At 63.6% G+C, this 14443-nt stretch carries 14 protein-coding genes and 2 pseudogenes; 9 read left to right on the top strand and 7 right to left on the bottom strand.

Annotated features, from left to right (window positions below):
- The first annotated feature begins 23 nt into the window (after nt 1-23).
- Nucleotides 24-920: a 4Fe-4S binding protein gene (locus P0R31_RS15655; protein WP_275514774.1), complete on the top strand. Its 897-nt coding sequence runs from the start codon at nt 24-26 to the stop codon at nt 918-920.
- A gap of 384 nt (nt 921-1304) precedes the next feature.
- Here P0R31_RS15655 and P0R31_RS41065 read toward each other — a convergent pair whose 3' ends face one another.
- Nucleotides 1305-1451 (bottom strand): DUF6538 domain-containing protein, encoded by a 147-nt coding sequence (locus P0R31_RS41065; RefSeq protein ID WP_430516830.1) that lies wholly within the window; start codon nt 1449-1451, stop codon nt 1305-1307.
- 218 nt (nt 1452-1669) lie between these two features.
- A complete protein-coding gene (locus tag P0R31_RS15650) occupies nt 1670-2323 on the bottom strand; it encodes a hypothetical protein (protein WP_275496790.1) in 654 nt (217 codons plus the stop codon).
- A 473-nt stretch (nt 2324-2796) separates the two neighbouring features.
- Between P0R31_RS15650 and P0R31_RS15645 the strand changes: the two genes are divergently transcribed.
- The 5 genes and pseudogenes from P0R31_RS15645 to P0R31_RS15625 all read left to right on the top strand — a co-directional run bounded on the left by P0R31_RS15645 (nt 2797) and on the right by P0R31_RS15625 (nt 8037).
- Entirely contained in the window at nt 2797-3816 is a 1020-nt protein-coding gene (locus P0R31_RS15645; protein WP_275508832.1) for a hypothetical protein, read from the top strand.
- Nucleotides 3817-4005: 189 nt separating this feature from the next.
- Nucleotides 4006-5016, top strand: a pseudogene (locus tag P0R31_RS15640) (ABC transporter ATP-binding protein); the annotation flags it as partial.
- 240 nt (nt 5017-5256) lie between these two features.
- Nucleotides 5257-5919 (top strand): annotated as a pseudogene (locus P0R31_RS15635) (nitroreductase family protein).
- The gene (locus P0R31_RS15630; protein WP_275514773.1) at nt 5916-6491 is read left to right on the top strand and encodes a cysteine dioxygenase; all 576 of its coding nucleotides are present in this window, start codon (nt 5916-5918) and stop codon (nt 6489-6491) included. The pseudogene P0R31_RS15635 and the gene P0R31_RS15630 overlap by 4 nt, the downstream one beginning before the upstream one ends.
- Nucleotides 6492-6690: 199 nt before the next feature.
- Entirely contained in the window at nt 6691-8037 is a 1347-nt protein-coding gene (locus P0R31_RS15625) for an FAD/NAD(P)-binding protein (RefSeq protein ID WP_275508830.1), read from the top strand.
- Nucleotides 8038-8040: 3 nt separating this feature from the next.
- On the opposite strand, the gene P0R31_RS15620 is transcribed toward P0R31_RS15625, so the two are convergent.
- The 5 genes from P0R31_RS15620 to P0R31_RS15600 all read right to left on the bottom strand — a co-directional run bounded on the left by P0R31_RS15620 (nt 8041) and on the right by P0R31_RS15600 (nt 11321).
- On the bottom strand, nt 8041-8823 hold the full coding sequence (locus P0R31_RS15620; protein WP_275508829.1) for a class II aldolase/adducin family protein: 783 nt from the start codon (nt 8821-8823) through the stop codon (nt 8041-8043).
- A gap of 16 nt (nt 8824-8839) precedes the next feature.
- Nucleotides 8840-9199 carry a hypothetical protein gene (locus tag P0R31_RS15615; protein WP_275508828.1) on the bottom strand — a complete coding sequence of 120 codons (360 nt, stop codon included), beginning with the start codon at nt 9197-9199 and terminating at the stop codon, nt 8840-8842.
- A gap of 136 nt (nt 9200-9335) precedes the next feature.
- Entirely contained in the window at nt 9336-9719 is a 384-nt protein-coding gene (locus P0R31_RS15610; RefSeq protein ID WP_260376093.1) for a 4Fe-4S dicluster domain-containing protein, read from the bottom strand.
- The gene (locus tag P0R31_RS15605) at nt 9716-9979 is read right to left on the bottom strand and encodes an FAD-binding protein (protein WP_275508827.1); all 264 of its coding nucleotides are present in this window, start codon (nt 9977-9979) and stop codon (nt 9716-9718) included. Before P0R31_RS15605 ends, P0R31_RS15610 begins: the two co-directional genes overlap by 4 nt.
- Nucleotides 9870-11321, bottom strand: coding sequence for an FAD-dependent oxidoreductase (locus tag P0R31_RS15600; protein ID WP_275514772.1), 1452 nt, complete (start codon nt 11319-11321; stop codon nt 9870-9872). The genes P0R31_RS15605 and P0R31_RS15600 overlap by 110 nt, the downstream gene beginning before the upstream one ends.
- Nucleotides 11322-11793: 472 nt before the next feature.
- Between P0R31_RS15600 and P0R31_RS15595 the strand changes: the two genes are divergently transcribed.
- Genes P0R31_RS15595 through P0R31_RS15585 form a run of 3 tightly spaced genes read left to right on the top strand, consistent with a single transcriptional unit; the run spans nt 11794 to nt 14432 of the window.
- Nucleotides 11794-12798 (top strand): ABC transporter substrate-binding protein, encoded by a 1005-nt coding sequence (locus P0R31_RS15595; RefSeq protein WP_275508825.1) that lies wholly within the window; start codon nt 11794-11796, stop codon nt 12796-12798.
- A 1-nt stretch (nt 12799) separates the two neighbouring features.
- Nucleotides 12800-13615: an ABC transporter ATP-binding protein gene (locus P0R31_RS15590; RefSeq protein WP_275514771.1), complete on the top strand. Its 816-nt coding sequence runs from the start codon at nt 12800-12802 to the stop codon at nt 13613-13615.
- Nucleotides 13608-14432, top strand: coding sequence for an ABC transporter permease (locus P0R31_RS15585; RefSeq protein ID WP_275508823.1), 825 nt, complete (start codon nt 13608-13610; stop codon nt 14430-14432). Before P0R31_RS15590 ends, P0R31_RS15585 begins: the two co-directional genes overlap by 8 nt.
- The last annotated feature ends 11 nt before the right edge of the window (nt 14433-14443 follow it).

Here is a 14443-nt window from a genome sequence, read left to right as displayed (position 1 = left end):
TGGTCCAGCACAAGCCGATCGCCGTGGAAGCCGGGCTCGGTCGCATGGGAATCCATCGCAGCATCATTCATCCGAAGTTCGGAAGCTTCATGGTGCTGGGCACGATTCTGCTCGGACGGGAGGTCGACGCCTATGATCAGCCGATCGACTACAATCCCTGCCTGGAATGCAAATTGTGCGTTGCCGCCTGCCCGGTCGGGGCAATCAAACCGGACGGCGCCTTCGATTTCCTGTCCTGCCAGACTCACAACTATCACGACTTTCTCGGCAACTTTGCGCAGTGGGTCGAGACCGTCGCCGATTCGAAAGACGCCAAGGACTATCGCTCACGCGTGCCCCGCACCGAAACACTGAACATCTGGCAGTCGCTCTCGTTCAAGCCCGGCTATAAAGCCGCCTATTGCATCGCAGCCTGTCCGGCCGGCGAAGACGTCATCGGCCCTTTCCTGGAGAACCGCGAGGCCCACTTTGCGGAGGTGGTCAAGCCGCTGATCGACAAAGACGAGTTCGTCTACGTGATACGGGACACCGATGCCGAGGACACGGTCACACGGCGCTTCCCTCACAAGAAGATCCAGTATGTCACCTCGGGCCGCCATAGCGTCAACATTCAAGGCTACCTCTTCTCCCTGTCGCTTGGCTTCCAGCGCGGCAGGGCCAAAGGGCTGGACCTCGTGACACACCTGAGCTTCACCGGAACGACGACGCTCGATGCGACGGTCGTCATCAAGGACCGGAAGCTGGAGGTCGTTCCCGACCATCATGCCGGTGAAGCGGGATTGAAGGTCGCGGCGGACTCCAACGCGTGGTTGAGCGTTGTCAACCGCGACCTCGATATGGCCGAAGCAATCGGCTCCAAGCTGGTGAGCGTGAGCGATGAAAAAATGTTTGCAGCCTTCATGCGCTGCTTCCCGATGTGAACCCGTACTCGGCAGCAATGCGAGACTTGAATAGATTGCGTCTGTGCAGGATTACCAGATTGTTGACCCGAAGCAGGTTCAGATGATCTTGCACCGCCGCGACGTCGGCCTCGGACAGTCCATCGGCTGTCATGCGGACGCGATCCTCAGGACGCACCACAGCCGATGCGCCTTGTGCGTCTAGCAGGGCATAAGTCCAAAGCGCCCGCTTGTCGCCAGCCGTTCCCGCTCGAAGTCGAACACGGGCGAACTCTTGGCGGCCTGCGCGACGCACTCGAGCTTCGTTAGATGTCCGTCGACGAAGACGCGGAGCATTGCTCAATTTGGGACCTGCAGGTCGGCACTAGCGGCTAGCATCGCGGCATCTTCCAGGATCGGGTCAAGCTAAGTGCCCATCCGACGTGCCGCCACGGGGCTGGTCGTTCGGAGGCTCAGAAAAAGATGCGGGCGGTCGAAGATATTGGCAAGCGCGCGCGGCGGTCGGCGCCGCCAGTAGTACACGGCTTCCCGGCGAAAGATGTGGACAGCCATTTCGAAACACACCCTGTGCAGCAGCAGTGTGTCGCAGAGCTGTGCAGCAGCTCCCCAGCCAGGCCGGTTTCGTGGGTGATTTCAGGCTGGGCGGGAGATCTGGCTGGGGCGGGAGGGTACTCAGCCAGATCGTCGCCGCTCTCAGGCGCCTGAAATCACTCCAAAAAACGGAGCGACCACAGTGGCTGTGTAGCAGCCCAGTGCAGCACCCGCAACCGCTACCGATGGCGAAGCGGCAGGCGCTGAAAGGGCGAGGTGTGCAGGGCCGGCGAGATGACATGCGCGGCGGGATCCGAGCCCAACGACTCGCCCTGCTCCATCGCCGTCTCAGACGGCGTCGTGAGCCTCTCCGCTTCGGTGGAGGACAGACTGTCCACGTCTCCGCGTTGAGCCTCTGCAGAACTCTCCCCTGCGTTTGCGAGCTCCGGCTTCTCTACGCGCGCACCGAAGTCGGTGCGCAGCCGGCCAAGCGCAGTAGCGGTGATGAGGCCGGTCCAGCCACCCGCGCGCCCATTCCAGTGAAGGCCGGCGCTTTCCAGTGCATGGCGGTTAGCCGGGGACGCATTGCGGCTCAACCGGACAAACGTCGCGATATCCGCCTGTTCATCGCATTCCGAATAACCGTCCTTCGACGCCGGCGAGACCTGCGGCATGCTTTCAATGATCTTGTCCAGTCCCGCCAGGACCTGCGCGATGGGCAAGCCCGCGATACCAAGTGCTTTCACCTTCTCGATCACCACCTGAGTGACCTGCGCCTCCTGAACCGCTTCCAAGCGGGATATTTCAGCGTCGATCTCTGTCCGCTGGACGCGAAGCCGGGCGAGTGTTGCCTGGGTGTTTTGTAGTTCCTTCATACGAACCGGACGTCTCATGTATCTTCCTCCATCCAAGGATGAGAGGAGACTACGCAGGCCTGCAAGTCGCCATATCTGGCGACAAAAAAATCTGGACGGCCGGAGCCGGTACACCGGCGTGCGCAACTCCCCTGAGCACTCTCGCCCGCATTTGTCGACCGCAGATCAATCGCCGCTATACTTCGCGAGGATGAGCTTCGCGAGTTTCGTACCCTGCGGGCCGATCGCGACCAACTGACGCGGGCGGCATCCCGGCCGCTTAAACGGACGTGGCCATGTTGTCCCGATTTTTGGATTTCCTTCCAAGCCGAGTTTAGCCGGCCTACCGCGTTTGGCTGTCCGAGCCAAAGATCAGACCGCTGGGCCGTGAAATTGGGCTGTCGATACATCTAGTGAACCGACTAGATGTATTTCCCTCGCCACCGAAACGATTTCATTTCCGAATTTCAGGGTGAGGCTCGAAGCTATCTCCGGCAAAGGAAATAGCGGCTATGTCTTACCAATTTAATCACGTCGAGACCTTCGGTCGCAAGGGCGCTCACAAGAGGAAGTCGTCCTCGCGCAAACGCTCGATGGCCGACATCAGAGACGAAATGATCCGGGCGCCCCATGCGTGCGCGCACGTCGATACCCCGAGAGAGCCGGAAGTGATATTTGGCATGCATCCTAGGCAGGCGTTTGCTTTGGCGACTGAGCGCGCTGACCTGGCCGTCGACAAAATCGGGCGCAAGCTCCGGAGCGACGCCCCCGTCATCATGGTGGGTGTTGCCAGCTGGCCCGTGCTCGTTGCAGATATCGAGACCGATCCGGCAAAACAGGCCGAATATACTCTTTGGCGTTCCGCGACCATCGAATGGCTGCAGGAGCAGTGGGGCGGCAAGTTGGAATGCGTAGTCCAGCATTTGGACGAGCCGAGGCCCCACCTCCACTACGTTGTGGTGCCGAGGCTGAATAGCTCTCGCCGCCTGCGGATCGAGAGCGTGCACCCCGGGGTTCGAGCGGCAGCCGAATGCAAGAATGCCGGCGGGTCTCCGCGGCAACAGAAGGATGCCTACGTCGATGCAATGATCGATTTACAGGATAGCTACTACGCAAGGGTCGCCGTTCGTTGCGGTTTGACGCGTCTCGGACCGCGCCGGCAGCGCCTCACACGGGAGGAGTGGGTTCAGCAGCAGCGTCAGGCCACTGCGCTGGCCGAGGCGCATGCGAAACTGGAACGGTATAAGACCAAGGTAAAAGAGCGGGCTACCGAGTTCGTTAATCAGCGTCTCGCAGCAGCCAACGCTCAGGCCGAGAAAAAGGTCGACGCGGTGGAGCAACAGTCGTTTCAACGCATTGAGATGCTGAAGCAGAAGGCACAAGAATACATTGCGGCTCTCCGCCAGAAGACGACGGATCTTGAGGGGCAGCTCTCGGCCAAGGAAGCGATCATCGCGGCTCAAGCGCAACAGCTCCAGTTGCTGATGGTCGTGCTGGAGGAGCACGGCATCAATCGGAAGATAACGCTGTAGAGGTCGCATGCGCGAGCGCACGTCACACGAGACCGCGACACGCCTGTGCGGCCAAGCCCGGCAAGCACGTCGTCGTCGACGCCTGAGAAGCCGCCGCCGTCCGCCGAGATCAGCAGATGATCCAGCGCGAAGGTATCGAGGTCGAACGCGCCGGTGCCGCGCGGGTGCCCCTAGCGCTGCACTGTCCGGGCAGCCGAGCCTCTAAAGGAGCTGGTGGTGCTCAAGGACGGCGTCATTCAGGAAGCCGGCCAGACCGCTTCCGTCTTCTCCTCGCCGGCGTCGGCGTACGCGAGAAAGCTGCGCGCGGATGTCCCAGCCCTCAATCCTGACCGTTATGCTGCGCTACGCGACACGGGTCTCCGCGCCCTCAAGACCACCGTTGGCGACAGGCGGAAGATAGAAGTCAACGCCGTCACGAAGACCTTCACCGTGGACGGCAAGAGGCTGACGGCCGCCAGCGATTTGTCGTTCACAGTTCCGGCCGGCACCACGCACGCGCTGGTCGGCGAGTCCGGCTCGGGCAAAACGACGGCGGTGCGGCTGCTGCTCGGTCTCGAGCAACCCGACAGCGGGACCATCTCGGTCGCAGGCGAGCAGATCACCGGCCGCTCACCGGAGGCGCTGCGCTCGGCATGGCGCCACCTTCAGCTGGTCTACCAGAACCCGTTCACCTCGCTCGACCCGACCTGGACGATCGAGCAGCTGGTGCGCGAACCGCTCGACCGCTTCAAGATCGGAATGCGCAAGGAGCGCGACGAGCGGGTACGCGAAGCGTTGGCCGACGTCGAGCTTGGCGAGCATCTGCTGTCCCGCAAGCCCGGGGCCCTGTCAGGCGGCCAGCGCCAACGCGTGGCCATTGCACGATCGCTGGTGCTCAGGCCCGATGTGATCGTGCTCGACGAACCCACCTCCGCACTCGACGTCAGCGTCCAGGCCGGCATCGTCGAGGTCCTGCTCACGCTGCAGGCCAATCTCGGACTGACCTATGTGTTCGTCTCGCACGATCTCGCGCTGGTACGCCAGCTCGCTCACACCGTTTCGGTCATGCACCGTGGCCGCATCGTTGAGCACGGGACGGACGCTGAGATCTTCGACAATCCACGGCAGCCCTATACAAGGTCGTTGCTGGAATCCATTCCGTCGGGGGGCGCTGCTGTTGCGCAGGCGGCGCCCACGCGTCCCCTGGCGACCGCAGGTTGAAGTCCGCCGGGGCGCCTGCATTCCGCAGAATAACCCCGCTCGTAACACAATACCGCCGACGACGACTTATCTTGCAGGCACGGGATCGATGGTCCGCAAAGAATTGTTCTGCGTGCAGGCAATTCGGAAATGTCGTCCTCAGGAACTCGTCGCGCTCGCAGGGATCCTGCCAAACTTGATTCCGCCGCAAGTATCCTGTGTCCGGCACGACGTTGACCGTCATATCTGCTCGCGCATCCCATGTTGAACGTGCCTCGTCGCAATGAGAGAGATACCGTGACCGTCCAGACATCGCAGCGCACGAACCGCGTCGCTGACCACCCTGCCGAGCGCATCTTCGTCGATCGCTGGTCCCCCCGGGGATTTTCCCAGGAGCAAATTACGGAAGGCGAACTTCGGACGTTGTTCGAGGCGGCGCGGTGGGCGCCCTCCGCCTACAACTCGCAGCCCTGGCGGTTTCTCTACGCCCTCAGAGGCGAGGCGGATTTTGATACATTTCTTGCTCCCTTGATCGAGTTCAATCGCGGATGGGCTCAACGTGCGGCGGCCCTGATCTACCTTCTCTCCAGGAAGGAGTTCACGCCGCTTGGCAAGACCGAAGCACAATTTTCGCGAACCCACTCCTTCGATGCAGGCGCCGCATAGGCCAATTTCGCCAACCAGGCTGCCATCGGCGGCTGGCCTGCTCACGGCATGAGCGGGTTCGACGTCGAGAAGGCGCGAACGCTCCTCGGCGTTCCCCAGGGATTTGACGTCGAGATCGTGATCGCGCTCGGTCGCAAGGGCGATGGAGCGCATCTGGCGCCCGCCCTGCTTCAGCGCGAGCAGCCGAGTCCGCGCGCATCCGTCGACGAATTCGCCGCGCGGGGTCTGTTTCCAAAGCGGTTCGAGGCGGCACGATGACCGGCCTGCCCAAGCTCCGCACCTTCGTCGCCGAGGTCGCACGGGTCGTCGATGCGAAGCTGGATGAGCGCGCGACCCTTGCTCGGCTTGTGCCGAAGCTCAGGGAACTGGTCACCACGGACGACTGGCTGCCGGACGCCTACGCTGCAGCTGATGGCAAAGCCTATCGACAATACCTGCTCTACGCCGATCCGCTCGATCGTTTCTCCATCGTCAGCTTCGTCTGGGGACCCGGACAGGGCACCCCAATCCACGACCATCGCGTCTGGGGCCTAGTGGGCGTGTTGCGGGGAGAAGAGCTCTCGGTCAGCTACGCGCGGCAACCCGATGGCTCGTTGCGGCCCGGCGCCACCGAGCGCCTGGCGAAAGGCAACGTGGCCGCCGTCTCGCCCGATATCGGCGATATTCATGCCATCTCGAATGGCTTGATGGACAAGTCGTCGATCAGCATTCACGTCTATGGCGGCAACATCGGCAGGATCCACCGCTCCGTCTTCGATGCTGCGACCGGGGCCGAGCACGAGTTCGTCTCGGGATATTCGAACGAATTCGTGCCCAATCTCTGGGTCTGAAACCCGCCAACAGCCTCGGCAGATCTGTTCCGCCGCTCTGACGCGGTCTTCTGCTCCGCAGGGTCGTTCTCGACTCGGTGCGATCACCCCGGATCGCCGGAGAAGAAAATACCATACCTGTCTGACTATCAACGCATTTGGCCTGTAGAACTTCCCCCTCCTGCGACGTTGACCGAGCGACCATAACGGGGGCGGCACGATGGGTCCGGAGGGGCGGCACGCGATCGTCATCGGCGGAGGCGCCAGCGGCGTTCTTCTCGCCTTTCAACTGCTGAAGACCAATCCATCCGATCTCCGCGTGACCTTGATCGAGAAGAGGCCCGAGATCGGACGGGGACTTGCCTATCATGCAGGCAATCCCGAACATCTCCTCAACGTGCGCGTGACCAATATGAGCGCGCTTCCCGACGATCCCGACCATTTCTGGAACTGGCTGTGCGCACAGCCCGCCGGGCCGCTGTGTCCGGATCCCTATTGCTTCGTTCCGCGGCAGACCTACGGAGACTATCTCGCCGATCTGATCGCGCCGCTGAGATCGCGCGACGGGACACAAGGCCTGACCATCGTGCGTGGCGAGTGCGTGTCGATCCGAGAAAGTCGCTCTGAGGTCGCAATCACCCTTTCCGACAGAACATGCATCACCGGTAGCACGGCCATTCTCGCCACCGGCCATGATGCCGCAGCGCCGCTGCTGGCCGGCCATGCCGAACCCTGGGCCTCACCCGCCGACGCCGGCATCGACCCGAACGCCACCGTGCTCATCCTCGGCACCGGTCTCTCGATGGTGGACTATGTGCTGTCGCTGCTCCGCCACGGACATCAGGGACGGATCGTCGCGATGTCGCGGCGCGGCCTGCTGCCGCGAGCGCATCGGCGCGTCGATCCAATGCGCTTCGCCGAGCACGAGATCCCGTTCGGCGCCGAGATCGGCACGCTGCTCCGCTGGTTTCGCCGCCGTATCGAGATGCACGTCGACGAAGGCGGCGATTGGCGCGGTGCCGTCGACGCGATCAGGCCTTACACTCAGCGGCTTTGGCAGGAGCTGCCGTTGAGCTCCAGGCGCCGTTTCCTGGAGCACGCCCGCGCTTGGTGGGATGTGCATCGTCATCGCACCGCGCCGGAGGTCGAGGCCCGCATTGCGGACGCCCTTGCGATGGGGCGGCTGACGGTTATCGCCGGCAAGCTCGCCACCGTCACGCCGAACGCTGCCGGCGCAATCGTTCGCTATCGCCGGCGCGGCCAAGCCGAGACGTCCGAGCTGCATGTCGGAGCCATCATCGACTGCACCGGTATCGTCCGCGATCCCGGCGCCAGCACCAACCCGGCAGTGCGCAGCCTGCTCGACCAGGGCCTTGCCCGCATCGATCCGCTGCGGATCGGGATCGACGTCACGCGCGACTGCGCGATCGTCCATCGCGACGGGTCCCCCTCGCGGCGTCTCTACGCCGTCGGCCCGCTGACGCGGGCCGCATTCTGGGAAATCATCGCGGTTCCCGACATCCGGCAGCAATGCGCGGAGCTCGCCGCCAAGCTCCGCGCGACGTGACCGCTAGTTGAACAGATCCGGCTCCGCCTCGGTGATCCAATCCCAGAGCGGCTGGAAACTGAAGTAGCCGCCCTTGTGCGTGCCGACCTGGCGCGCGGTGAGGCTGGCAACCTCGTGCGGGATCGGCTTCGGCGTACCGGCCGCTTCGGCGAGCAACTGGGCGCGCGCCGCGTTGTCCATCGCGATGTACCACCACGCGGCCGCCTCGATGGTCGGCCCGACCGTGAGCAGGCCGTGGTTCTGCAAGATGGCGGCCTTCTTCGATCCCAAGGCTTGCGCGATCTTGCGACCCTCTTCCGCTTCCAGCACGACGCCCGAGAAGGGATCGAACAGCACGTGATCCTCGTAGAAGGCGCAGGAATCCTGCGTCAGCGGGCCGAGCAGCCGGCCGAGCGCCGACCAAGCCTTGCCGTAGGTCGAATGGGTGTGGGCCGCGGCGATGACCTCGGGATGCGCGGCGTGGATCGCCGAATGGATCACGAAGCCGGCCTGGTTGATCGGCTTGTCGCCGATCAGGATATTGCCGTCGTGGTCGACCAGCTGAAGATCGGACACCTTGATCTGGCTGAAATGTTTCGAGAGAGGGTTGATCCAGAACCGCTCGGGAAATTCCGGGTCACGCACGGTGACATGGCCCGCAAGGCCCTGATCGAAGCCATGGCGCGAAAACAGACGGAACGTTGCAGCAAGCCGTTGCTTGCGGTGCAGCCGCTCCTCCTCGAACGTCGCGGCCGGCGTACGCTCGACCAGGGAATACTTCTTGGGCTTCTCGACGACCTTGTTCATTGTTGCCGCTCCTTTTCTAGTATTCGAGATTCTTGTCGAAGACGTCGGCAAGCGCCACGCCATGCGCGTAGGCGTCGAGGTTGACCAACGTCTTATCGGCCAGCCGCGAAGCGGTCTGGATCCAGCGCAGGCCGAACGGCCAGCCGGCCGGCTTCTCCTTGGGCGCGCCGTGCCAACCAGCCAGCGGCCGCGTCAGCAACACGTCAGCCTCGGGCGCGATCTCCCATGGCGCGCGATCAGCAGGATGATCGATGATTAGCGGACGCGACCAGTGATCGGCCAGGACGGCACGAACTTCCGCGCCGAGCTGATTGACGATGATCGGCGACCGCACGCTGGTGGAGGCGCGCCTGCTTTCAATTCGCGGAGTGTTCATGTCCTGCAGCTTTGCGGTGGCAACAACGAGGACATGCTAGGCGCTGGGACCAAGATAGTCTTTTCAAAGATCGCCGCTGTCCTGCAACAACAGGACGACGCATCCCGGCACGACAAACGAGTTTGTCTCTCCGGACTCACTTGGTGCGGATCACGTCGGCCGACGTCACTTTCGCCTGCGCTGCGGCCTCGCCGGCGCGGCGGAAGACGGTTTCCATCAGCCATTGCTCGTTAGGAAAGCGATCCGACCATTCGTCCCAACCGGAATGCTTGCGGTATTGACCGAGGCGACCGGAGGCCACCACTTCGGTCTCGTCCACGGTGACACGGCGGTCGCAATCGGGTGCGACGTAGATGGCGTCCGCCTGGCAATAGAGCTCGCACATGAAGCAGGTCTGGCAATCCTCGACACGCGCGAGAATCGGCAAGCCACCTTGCCCGGCGTCGAGCACATTGGCTGGACAAACCTCGATGCATGTCCCGCAATCCGTGCAGCGGTCCGCGACGATGAGCTCGATCATGATGCCACCTCGAGCTGACCGGTCTTAGTATCCGCAGGAGCACCATCGACGGCGACCCAGACCTGGTCCAGGCCGCCACTCAGCAGACGGACTGCAAGCCCGCAATCCCGTGAAGGGAAATCCTCGCGGCGATGAAGGCCCCTGCTCTCCTTACGCGCTGCCGCCGTGGCGACGGACCAGCGCGCTGTTGCCAGTAGAGCCGCCGTCTCGCGCGAGGCGATCGTGCCTGTATCTGCGTGATCGGCCAGCTGGGCCCACAAGCCTTCGAGCACGACTGCAGATGCTGCAAGTCCGTGCGCAGTGCGGAATAGATTTTTGTCGAACGGGTGCATTTCGGCGCGAACGCCGTCGCGAAGCGCGGCGAGATCGACGGTCTTGGCGGCCCTGCGGGGTTCGCGCCCGACGCGACCAAGTGGCCGCAGCCCGCCCACGCGCCTCTTCGCGCCACGCACGAGGCGTGCCGCAGCACGTCCGGCGAACACGCCGGACGAAAGCGCCCAGGCCGAGTTGACATTGCCGCCGCCGGAGATCGCGCCCGCAACCTTCTCGCGCGAGGCATTGTCGCCGGCCACGAACAGTCCCGGTACCGATGTCGTCCCATCCACATCGTGCACCCGCACGCCGCCAATGCCCCTGATGGTGCCGTCGGTTGTGCAATGTCACTTCGAAGCGATGCCGATAAGGATCGATGCCCCAGCGATCGAACACCAATGGAACGTTCGGCGAAATCGTGTGCAGCCGCGCCTTGATGTCGTCGGGAAGACGGTGCAGCGAGCAGTAGACCGGTCCGCGCTGAAGAGCGCGCGCCAGACGTAGGGTCTGGTCGGGGCCGAACGGAAGATCGAGCTCGCGCCCGGCGGCGTCGTAATAGGTCGCGAACGAATACGCCATGCTTCGCGTCATCGTCGAATGCGCGGGCGCAATGGTGTAGGCCGCGGTGAACTCCATCCCGGACACCTCCGCACCCGCTTCGGCCGCCAGGAGATAGCCGTCCCCCGTGTTGGTTTGCGAACCCAGAAGATGGGAGAGGAAGCTGGTCCCGCCGGCTCCGAGCACCACCGCTCCCGCCTCGACCCGGTAGGCCCTCCCGCCATCCTGCCGACGCTGGCCGCGGGCACCGCCGATCGAGCCGTCGGATCGCGCCAGAAGCTCGAGAACGGGCGAATGATCGAGGATGGTGACGCCGTGGCCCAGCGCCTGCTGCCGCAGCGCGCGCATATATTCGGGTCCGCGCACCGCGCGATAGTTCACCCGCCCCTCGTCATCCACGCCGAACTTGTAATAGCGCGCCAGCGTCGGCAGCGTCCGCCAGGTCTGGTCGAGAATGCGATACATCCAGTCCGCTTCGCCAAGACCAAGGCCGCTCGTGACACGATTGGCAACGGCCGCGTCGCGCGCCGCCGGAGGATCCGGCGGGACCCACCAATGGCCCGGCCCTGCCGCGGCCGTGACGCCACTGGTGCCGCAATAGCCCTTGTCGACCAGTACGACTTTCGCCCCCGCTTCTGCGGCAGAGGTCGCGGCCCAGGCACCCGCCATGCCGCCGCCGACGACCAGCACGTCGGTCGCTATCGACAGCTCTTCAAGCGCGGACGACACCATGATCTCTGCCTCTGGCAACACAGCGCGGCTCCGCCGGCAGCACGTGGATGCCGGGCCATGCCGATCGCTCCATGTTTGGGCCGGGCCATTGCCGCGTCAATGAAAGGCATAACTCTTTTGGCAGCCTGCGGCGAACGAGACGCCCTGCCGTCTTCGATGTCGGGAAGATGTCTATTTCAGCGTAGAACAGACTTCTCCGGCGAGAACGACGAATGAAACGTAACGTTCTTCTATTGTCAGCTCCTGCCGGACGCCCGCGATCGGACCGAAGCTCCTCAAGGCACAGGAACAGACTTCTTTCATCGAACGCGATGGGAGAACGGACTTCCCGTCAAACGCGACGCGAAAGTGCGATTCTTTCGAAAATGGCGCAGCGACATCAGTTCACTGGACCGGCTGAATGATTTCCTGAAGTGTGCGGCAATGGCTCGTGGTGAGCCGTCGCACGAATTGGAATTCAAGAGACGTCAACATGAATAAATCGTGGCTTTTGCAGGCGGCGCTCGCGCTGATCATTTCGCTGGGCGGCGCGAATGGCTTGCGCGCCGAAACAACGCAGCTTCGCATCGCCCAACAGTTCGGCATCGCCTATCTTCCGCTCATCGTTGCCAGCGAGAAGGGGCTGATCGAGGAAGAAGCGAAGGCGCTCGGCATTGCGCCGCCAAAGATCGAATGGCTGCGGCTGTCCGGCGCGGCGGCCATGAACGAGGCGCTGATTTCGGGCGGCCTCGATTTCGCGACCGCCGGCATCACGCCGATGATCCTGACCTGGGACAAGACGCGGACCACGGCCAAGATCATCGGCATCGCGGCGCTCGGCTCGATGGCCAACGTCCTGACCACCAACAATCCCAAGATCAAGACGCTGGCCGATTTCACCGAAAAGGACCGGATCGCGCTTCCATCGGTCAAGGTCGGCTTCCAGCCGATCGTGCTCCAGATGGCGGCGGACAAGGCGTTCGGCAAATACGACAAGCTGGACGAGCTCACCGTCAGCATGCCGCATCCGGACGCGACGGCGCAGATCCTGTCGGGCCAGTCGGAGATTACGGCGCATTTCGCCTCGCCGCCGTTCTCGCAGCAGCAACTGGCGAGCGGCAAGGTGCATCAGGTCCTCAACAGCTACGACGTGCTCGGCGGCCCCCACACCTTCAACGTGGTCTATTCCACCACGAAGTTCGTCAACGACAACCCGAAGACGATCCAGGCTTTCGTCCGCGGTCTCGACCGCGCCAACGAATGGATCAAGGCCAATCCCAAGGAAGCGGCCGCGCTTTACATCAAGGCGGAAGGTTCGAAGCTTGCGCCTGATTTCGTCGAGAGCATCATCCGCGACAAGGACGTGAACTTCACCACCGTGCCCGAGGGAGCCCAGAAGTTCGCCGATTTCGAAGCCAAGGTCGGCCTGATCAAGCAGGCACCCGCCTCGTGGCGGGACCTGTTCTGGTCGGGGCTCGGAGAGAAACCGGGAAGCTGACATGAACGTCGCTCCGCGACTAACCGGCCTCGTCGGCGACATGACGGCGCCGGCACTACTAGAGCTCGATCACGTCAGCATCAGCTATCCGACGCCGGACGGTATCCTGACTGCCGTTGAAGACGTCAGCTTCAAAATCGCGGCCGGGGAGCGGCTGGTGCTGCTCGGCCCGTCAGGCTGCGGCAAATCCACGCTATTGCGTGCCGTCGGCGGTTTCCTCAAGCCAAGCGCGGGCGAGCTCCGTATGAACGGCCGGCGGATCGGAGCTCCGGGGCCCGACCGCATGACCGTGTTTCAGGAGTTCGACCAGTTGCTGCCCTGGCGCACGGTGCTCGGCAATGTGCGCTATGCCCTGGAGCGGGGAAAATCGCTGCCGCGGCGAGATGCAGAAGGTATCGCGCGGCGCTGGCTCGAGCGCGTCGGGCTGAAGAATTTCGTCGACGCTTTCCCTCACACCTTGTCCGGCGGCATGAAGCAGCGCGTCGCGATCGCGCGGGCCTTTGCGCTGGAGCCGGCACTGCTGCTGATGGACGAACCCTTCGCCGCACTTGATGCCCTGACGCGGCGGCAGATGCAGGACGAACTGCTCAAGCTGTGTGAGGAGACCGGCAACACCGCCCTGTTCGTAACCCATGGCATCGACGAGGCGATCCGCGTCGGAACCCGCATCCTGGCCCTGACGCCGCACCCGGGACGGCTGGCCGCCACCTTCGATGTCCCCCCGGAAGTCCGCGTGCGCGGCAGCTCAGGTTTTGGCGAGCTGGAGCGGCGGATCCAGGAGACCGTGTTTTCCGCAGCGGGAATCGACCATGTCTGACATCGCGGCCCCCAAACTCGTTCATGCGCCGGCGCTGCGACGTGCACTTGCAGGAACGCCCTGGCGGCGCTTCGTCATCCTCGCCGGCTTTGCGCTAACCTGGGAGCTCTATGCGTGCTGGCTCGACAACGCGCTTCTGCTGCCGACCCTGGGCGCGACGCTGTCGGCGCTATGGTCGGCCGTCCTGTCGGGCGAGCTGCCGAACCGTGCAGCGACCTCGCTGCGGGTCCTCATCACCGGCTATGCGCTGGGCGTTGCCATCGCAGCAGTGCTGACGACCCTCGCCGCGCTGTCGCGCTGGGGCAATGAGGCTCTTGGCCTGTTGACGTCGATGTTCAATCCGCTTCCGGCCATCGCGCTGCTGCCCATTGCATTGCTGTGGTTCGGCGTGGGAACGCCAAGCCTCATCTTCGTCATCGTGCACTCCGTTCTGTGGCCGGTGGCGCTCGCCTGCTATAGCGGATTCCTCGCGGTGCCGCCGACCCTGCGAATGGCCGGCCGCAACCTTGGCCTATCGGGCGGCCGGTTCGTCGCGGAGATCCTGGTGCCCGCTGCCTTCCCACAGATCCTGTCGGGCTTGCGGATCGGCTGGGCGTTCGCCTGGCGCACGCTGATCGCGGCGGAACTCGTGTTCGGCGTCAGCGCGCGGTCCGGCGGGATCGGCTGGTTCATCTACACCAGCCGCGCGCAGCTGGAGACGGCAAGCGTCTTTGCGGGACTGCTCACGGTGATCCTGATCGGTCTTGTTGTGGAGGGCGTGATCTTCCGGAGCCTGACGCGGATCACGGTTCAGCGCTGGGGGCAGGTGCAAACCTAGGTGCCGACGAT

It is taken from the genome of Bradyrhizobium yuanmingense, from assembly GCF_029167105.1.
Taxonomy (GTDB): domain Bacteria; phylum Pseudomonadota; class Alphaproteobacteria; order Rhizobiales; family Xanthobacteraceae; genus Bradyrhizobium; species Bradyrhizobium yuanmingense_A.
This window is presented reverse-complemented; position numbering and strand designations above follow the sequence as displayed.

Excerpts from the sequence above, each read along its gene's own strand:
- P0R31_RS15610 (WP_260376093.1), bottom strand. The coding sequence starts at position 9,719 with ATGATCGAGCTCATCGTCGCGGACCGCTGCACGGATTGCGGGACATGC.
- P0R31_RS15650 (WP_275496790.1), bottom strand. The coding sequence starts at position 2,323 with ATGAGACGTCCGGTTCGTATGAAGGAACTACAAAACACCCAGGCAACA.
- P0R31_RS15615 (WP_275508828.1), bottom strand. The coding sequence starts at position 9,199 with ATGAACACTCCGCGAATTGAAAGCAGGCGCGCCTCCACCAGCGTGCGG.
- P0R31_RS15630 (WP_275514773.1), top strand. The coding sequence starts at position 5,916 with ATGACCGGCCTGCCCAAGCTCCGCACCTTCGTCGCCGAGGTCGCACGG.
- P0R31_RS15625 (WP_275508830.1), top strand. The coding sequence starts at position 6,691 with ATGGGTCCGGAGGGGCGGCACGCGATCGTCATCGGCGGAGGCGCCAGC.
- P0R31_RS15590 (WP_275514771.1), top strand. The coding sequence starts at position 12,800 with ATGAACGTCGCTCCGCGACTAACCGGCCTCGTCGGCGACATGACGGCG.
- P0R31_RS15585 (WP_275508823.1), top strand. The coding sequence starts at position 13,608 with ATGTCTGACATCGCGGCCCCCAAACTCGTTCATGCGCCGGCGCTGCGA.
- P0R31_RS15620 (WP_275508829.1), bottom strand. The coding sequence starts at position 8,823 with ATGAACAAGGTCGTCGAGAAGCCCAAGAAGTATTCCCTGGTCGAGCGT.
- P0R31_RS41065 (WP_430516830.1), bottom strand. The coding sequence starts at position 1,451 with ATGGCTGTCCACATCTTTCGCCGGGAAGCCGTGTACTACTGGCGGCGC.
- P0R31_RS15600 (WP_275514772.1), bottom strand. The coding sequence starts at position 11,321 with ATGGTGTCGTCCGCGCTTGAAGAGCTGTCGATAGCGACCGACGTGCTG.
- P0R31_RS15595 (WP_275508825.1), top strand. The coding sequence starts at position 11,794 with ATGAATAAATCGTGGCTTTTGCAGGCGGCGCTCGCGCTGATCATTTCG.
- P0R31_RS15645 (WP_275508832.1), top strand. The coding sequence starts at position 2,797 with ATGTCTTACCAATTTAATCACGTCGAGACCTTCGGTCGCAAGGGCGCT.